The following is a 5,331-nucleotide window of genomic DNA, read 5'->3' as shown; positions in this document are numbered from 1 at the left end:
GTTGAGCGCGTTGTGGCAGCGGCGGCCGGCGCGGGCGTCGATGGCGGCAGTGGTCATGTCCGGCACATTACCAACCGCTCAGTACGTCATCCAGGGCTGATGCGGGCGCGTGCGGCATGGCAGAAAAGGTGGGGTACGCGTCATTGCGGACGTTCGAGCCCTGGGCGAAGAATCGACGCATGGCCCAGCGAACCGTCCTCGTCGTCCTCTTCGACGACGTCCAGAGCCTCGATGTCACCGGCCCCGTGGAGGTCTTCGCGGGCGCGGAGAAGCACGCGCCGGGGACGTACCGCATCCGTACGGCCTCGGGGGGGGGGGGGCGCGGGGGCCGCCCGGCCGGCCGCGGGGCCGCCGCCGCGCGGCCCCGACCGATTCTCGCACGCGACCGCCGTCCTGCAGCTGTACCGCCTGCTGCTGCGCCTGCCCGCCCTGGAGCCCCTGGAGGAGCCGCGGCAGGAGCACCGGCCCGCCGCCTCCCGCATGCTCACCCGCATTCGCGCGCTGCTCGCCAAGGCGGAGGCGACCGGCTATCCGGAGGAGGCGGAGGCACTGAGCGCCAAGGCGCAGGAGCTGATGGCCCGGCACAGCATCGACGAGGCGCTGCTCGCGGCGGACGCGCCCACGGGGGACGCGCCCGGCGCCTGCCGGATCGGTGTCGAGCCGCCGTACGAGCAGGCCAAGGCGGTGCTGCTGGACGCCGTCGCCGGAGCCAACCACTGCCGTGCCGTGTGGAACGAGCCGCTCGGTTTCTCCACCGTCGTCGGCTTCGAACCCGACCTGGAGGTGGTCGAACTCCTCTACACGTCGCTGCTGGTGCAGGCCACGCACGCGATGACCAAGGCCGAGGCGGCCCAGCGCGCGGGCGGGCGCAGGCGGACCAAGACCTTCAGACAGTCGTTCCTGGCGGCCTACGCCCACCGGGTCGGCGACCGCCTCACGGCCGCCGCCGCAACCCAGGTCACCCAGGACCTGCTCCCGGTCCTGGCCACCCGAGAAGTCGCCGTCACCGACCGCACGCAGCGCCTGTTCCCGGAGACCACCACGACCCGTCTGCGGGGCGTGAGCGACGCGGCCGGCTGGACGGAGGGGGCCCGGGCGGCGGACCGGGCGCAGGTCCGGGCCCGTCCGCGGCTGGACTGATCCCGCGGTCCGCCCCGCGGCCGGGAGATCAGTCGCCGGCCTGCTGGAAGGCGCTCACGGAGGCGTCCGGCTCGCCCGTGCTCCCCTTCCCGGCGACGGGACCGTACGACCAGGGGAAGCTCTGGCTGGTGCCGGAGCCGGGCAGGCTGATCTTCACGGTGCCGGCCTCCAGACCGGCCTTGTCGCCGGGTTTGCCGCGCACGTAGTCGATGGTGAAGGACGCGGAGTCGCCCTTGGCGAGGTTCAGCTTCTGCGACTTCGCGCCCTTCAGGACGGGGACCGGCTTCGAGGCGCCGTCCGCGGTCAGCTCGACGCCGGCGAAGCCGTCCAGGGTGCACGTCCTGCTCTGGTTGGTGATGCTGACCGGCACCTCGCCGGAGTCGCCGGCCGCCGGGGCGACGCTCGCCGTCCCGATCTGCACGGAGACTTCGCCGATCCTGCATGCCGAGCTGTTCTTGCTCTTGTCACCGCCGCCGCCGTGGTCGCATGCGGTGAGGGCGAGGGCGGCGGCGACCGCGGTGACGGTGAGCGTAATGGCGCGCATGAGTGGGTCCCTGTCGAGGTCGTGACGGTGCCCGAGCATCATCCCGCCCGGAGCGGGGAAGCGATTGCGCGCCCCTCCGGTCCGGCGCCCGGTCAGGACCCGAGATTGGCCGTCGGCAGGCCGGACGGCAGCTTTCCGCCCTCGGCCTTGGTGTAGGTCTCCTTGCCGACCTTGCCGGACCAGGTCACCTTCATGATGGTCTTCGTCATCGAGTCGACCATTCCGGTGCCCCGGTCCTTGTTGCCGTCGGCGCAGGTCAGATGGATCATCTGCATGCCCGACTCCTCGCCCGCGGTGCCGCTGCACACGGTTCCGCCGGTCGCGAAGAGCCCGACCTGCTTGCCCGTGACGACCAGGGCCACGGCCTTGCCGTCGGTCGTGGCGAGCCAGCTGCCCTGCAGCTTGCCGGCGGAGGACGTCGCGCCGCCCGTGCTGCCGCCGGTGCCCGCCGTCGACGTGGGAGCCGTGGACGCGCTGGGGGTGGAGGACGAGCCGTCGTCGGAGCCGCCGCCGCTGCACGCCGTCAGAGCGAGCGCGCCCGCCAGTCCTGCGGCCGTGGCCGCGATCCGCACCCTCGTAGTCGCCGAAGTCACTGGAAGCTCCCAAGCTGTAGCCGGTCGGACGCCCGGTTGGCCGGAACGATCGCAGCAAGCTACCAGGACCCGCCAGGAGCACCTCCGGGCGCCTGCTGCCGGCGCTCAAACAGGTAGGGGATCTCCTACGTTTGACGGGTAGGGAATTCCCTACCTATCGTTGGGTGCATGCACATCACCCACGCCTCGTTCGTCACCCTGCCCGTCGCCGACCAGAACCGCGCGCTGCGTTTCTACCGCGACGTCCTCGGCTTCGAGGTCACCGCAGACCTGGACATGCCGCAGGGGCGGTGGCTCCAGGTCGCTCCCGAGGGAGCCCAGACCGTCTTCACGCTCTCCGGGCCCGGCATGGGCGGCTTCGAGCCCGGCTCGGCACGGGGGATCATGTTGGTGACGACCGATGTCGACGCGGACTGCGCGCGGCTCGCGGAAGCGGGGACCGCCGTGCAGGGCCCGGACGAACTGCCCTGGGGCCGGATGGCCTCCTTCCAGGACCCGGACGGCAACGGTCTGATGCTGCTCACGGAGGCTCAGCGCTAGGAAAGGACGGGGCATGACGACGACTGGGGCCGTCGAGGACCGCGTCTTCGCCGCGCTCGCCAACGGCACCCGCCGCGAGGTGCTGCGCCTGCTGCGCGAGCGCGGGCCGCAGCCCGTCCAGGTTCTGGCCCTCCCCCTCGGCAAGCGCCCCCCCCAGACACAGCGGGCCGCCCCCCCGCGGCCGCGCCCCGCGCGCGCGCCGCGGTGCCCTTTGGGCTGGCGCAGCGGGACACGGCGACGCTTCCCTGACCGGGGCCGCAGCCCGGTGTGCAGCCGCTGGCGAACGCTTCAGCACCGTCCGGCGTCCAAGTGCGGCGGACTGGCGCTGTGCCGCCTGGCGCACGGTGTCGGTCGGTTGCCAGGGCAGCACGTGGTCATGGGGACTGGTCCCGTTGCAGGCGCCCACCGAACTGAAGGGTCACGGGTGACGCCCCGGTCGCGCGCTACGGCCGACTGGTCACGGGCGGGCGGGCGGCTGGTGGGGCGGCGTGGGCGGAGAGTCTTCGGCGGCGTTGGAAGTGTCACCGGGGACGGCCGGACTGAGGTGGTGGTGTGCTCGCGCGGCTTGCCACCTGCCCAGTGCGACGTCGACCAGCACCCCGCCCGCGTCGATGCGCAGCATCCGGTCGGCGAAGGCCACGTCGTCCAGGCGGCTGCGCAGAGCGTAGACCGCGTCCACGAGTTCCCTGGCATCGAGGCCGCCCGGAGCCAGGGCGACGAGCACCTCGTGCGAGGTGACGCCGATCAGCGCCCGCCGGGCCCGGCGGCGGTGCCACCAGCCCGGCAGCCGTACCTCGACCGCGGCACAATCCGCCTCCGCGCACCCCATGTCATCGAGCACCGGCTGCCAGCCCCGCACCGCGAACCGAGCGCCCAGGCACGCCGCCGGCACAGGCAGCGGACGGCCCATGGCCAGGCCGCGGACCACAGTGGCGAAGCCGCGCACTGCAGGAGCGGCCTGGGCCGGATAGCGAACGGTGACGCAGTGACCGGGCCCTCGCAGGGCCAGCCGACCGTGCTCGCGGGTCTGCTGATGGTCGATCACGCACAGCTGGCCGAGTGGCACCCAGTCCTGCACACCGAGGACATCGACCCACAGCGCCACTCCCCACTCGCTGCACGCCAGGACCTGGACCGGGGTGCATACGCGCGTCCGCCATCCGCGTCCTCGTCGGCGCATCGTCTCCGGCAGCACCAGTACACCGAAGGGAAGGACCTCGCCGATGGCGTCCTCGAGATCGGTCACGGCTCCAGCTGGGACCGGCTGCACTCCGCGGAACGCGCCTGGGCCTACGGCGGGCAAGTCCCGGACGGCTTGCTGCGCGTCACGGCGGCCCAGCGGAAACTCCCACTCCTCCATCCCGTTCAGCAGATCCGCATGACGTGCTCGCACTGTGCGTCGCCACCCTTCATGGCGGGTCAAATGCCGATGGCCCCGGATCCTCGGTCTCCACCTCGGGCCGCGTGACCATGACGTCTTCCACGCGGTATCAAGCGCCCGGTAAGGCCATCAGCACAGCGCAGAGCCTGCAGTTTTCCGCGCCAGCCTGCGGTCACACGTCGTCGGCACCCGCGACCGGCAGCGGTGAGACAGCCTGCCGCGTCTCGCCGCACTGTGACATGGCTCCTACGCGGCCTTGTCTTGTATGTGAAGAATAGTCGTTTTCACTCCGTTGGAGGTTTGGCCGTGTCTGAGCATGTACATGTGCGCATCAACCAGGGACTGGGAGTCACTGAGAATGGTGAGCTTCTGGAGCACTCCTACTGTCGTTGCGGAGCCACCTGGACCAAGACGTATCAGGTCCGGGAGGAAGATCCCGAGTAGTCCGGATGCGCCTGGCCATTCCTGCGCCCGTCTCCGTACCTGGTGGACGTACGTCGTACAGGAGCGGAGTGAGCCTCAATGCGACTGAGGGCTTCTTGGCTGCTCGCTGTTCACACGCGGGCCGCCCGGCCCTGGGATCAGGACCGACCGGCCCCTGGACCTGGGCCCAGCCGGCATCACCTCCTGCCACTGGGCCTGCGAGCGGGCCCAGTGGCGCTGAGCGCCGCAGAACCTGCCTTTGGGGAGGGAAGCACGGATACAGGCGGACGCGCCGTCAGGCCGACCGGACAGGCCACACCGTCACCTCGGAAGTCCCCTCACTTGCCCCTGAACCTCACACCAGCCCGCGACCAGTACCGGCACGCTGTTGCAGATACGTTCGGGAGCGTCGATCCGAAGGCCGGTGGTACTTCCGGTGTTCGGTGAATTCGCACAGGTTCGCGTCGTCCGGGTCTCCCACCGTCCAGGACACCAGCAAACGCCCGCCAGGAGCATAGAGATCGAACGACGTCACGGTTTGACCGATTTTGATATCGAGAGTCTGCATCCCCTGGTACTCGAAGATGAGCCAGACCCCTTTCCCGCTCATTCTCTTAAGGCTTGTCCCGTAACGATCTTGGAGTCGGGAGTGGCATGGGCGGCTGCAGTGCCGCCTGTTCGGCTATCCGGCGAGGGCGAGGTTGTGCAGG

6 protein-coding genes and 1 pseudogene are annotated in these 5,331 nt (G+C 70.8%); 3 read left to right on the top strand and 4 right to left on the bottom strand.

Annotated features, from left to right (window positions below):
• The first annotated feature begins 231 nt into the window (after positions 1–231).
• On the top strand, positions 232–1,140 hold the full coding sequence (locus ACFW2E_RS40885) for a DUF2786 domain-containing protein (protein WP_384475405.1): 909 nt from the start codon (positions 232–234) through the stop codon (positions 1,138–1,140).
• A 28-nt stretch (positions 1,141–1,168) separates the two neighbouring features.
• Here ACFW2E_RS40885 and ACFW2E_RS40880 read toward each other — a convergent pair whose 3' ends face one another.
• Positions 1,169–1,684, bottom strand: a complete 516-nt coding sequence (locus ACFW2E_RS40880) for a DUF4232 domain-containing protein (RefSeq protein WP_384475402.1) — start codon at positions 1,682–1,684, stop codon at positions 1,169–1,171.
• Between the two features lie 92 nt (positions 1,685–1,776).
• The gene (locus tag ACFW2E_RS40875; RefSeq protein ID WP_384475399.1) at positions 1,777–2,277 is read right to left on the bottom strand and encodes a hypothetical protein; all 501 of its coding nucleotides are present in this window, start codon (positions 2,275–2,277) and stop codon (positions 1,777–1,779) included.
• Positions 2,278–2,445: 168 nt separating this feature from the next.
• On the opposite strand from ACFW2E_RS40875, the gene ACFW2E_RS40870 reads away from it, so the two are divergent.
• Entirely contained in the window at positions 2,446–2,817 is a 372-nt protein-coding gene (locus tag ACFW2E_RS40870) for a VOC family protein (RefSeq protein ID WP_384475396.1), read from the top strand.
• 13 nt (positions 2,818–2,830) lie between these two features.
• A pseudogene (locus ACFW2E_RS40865) lies at positions 2,831–2,971 on the top strand (transcriptional regulator); the annotation flags it as partial.
• 303 nt (positions 2,972–3,274) lie between these two features.
• Here ACFW2E_RS40865 and ACFW2E_RS40860 read toward each other — a convergent pair.
• Together ACFW2E_RS40860 and ACFW2E_RS40855 are read right to left on the bottom strand one after the other, a co-directional pair.
• Complete coding sequence (locus tag ACFW2E_RS40860; RefSeq protein WP_384475408.1) at positions 3,275–4,063, bottom strand: hypothetical protein; 789 nt, start codon at positions 4,061–4,063, stop codon at positions 3,275–3,277.
• Positions 4,064–4,976: 913 nt separating this feature from the next.
• A complete protein-coding gene (locus tag ACFW2E_RS40855) occupies positions 4,977–5,231 on the bottom strand; it encodes a hypothetical protein (RefSeq protein WP_384475393.1) in 255 nt (84 codons plus the stop codon).
• Positions 5,232–5,331: the final 100 nt, after the last annotated feature.

The organism is Streptomyces sp. NPDC058964, assembly GCF_042741275.1.
Taxonomy (GTDB): domain Bacteria; phylum Actinomycetota; class Actinomycetes; order Streptomycetales; family Streptomycetaceae; genus Streptomyces.
Note: the sequence above shows the minus strand (reverse complement) of the source record. Positions and strands in the feature narration are given on the sequence as shown.

What these genes read in the sequence shown, in the direction of transcription:
- ACFW2E_RS40885 (WP_384475405.1), top strand. Translation starts at nt 232, where the DNA reads ATGTCACCGGCCCCGTGGAGGTCTTCGCGGGCGCGGAGAAGCACGCGC.
- ACFW2E_RS40880 (WP_384475402.1), bottom strand. Translation starts at nt 1,684, where the DNA reads ATGCGCGCCATTACGCTCACCGTCACCGCGGTCGCCGCCGCCCTCGCC.
- ACFW2E_RS40870 (WP_384475396.1), top strand. Translation starts at nt 2,446, where the DNA reads ATGCACATCACCCACGCCTCGTTCGTCACCCTGCCCGTCGCCGACCAG.
- ACFW2E_RS40855 (WP_384475393.1), bottom strand. Translation starts at nt 5,231, where the DNA reads ATGAGCGGGAAAGGGGTCTGGCTCATCTTCGAGTACCAGGGGATGCAG.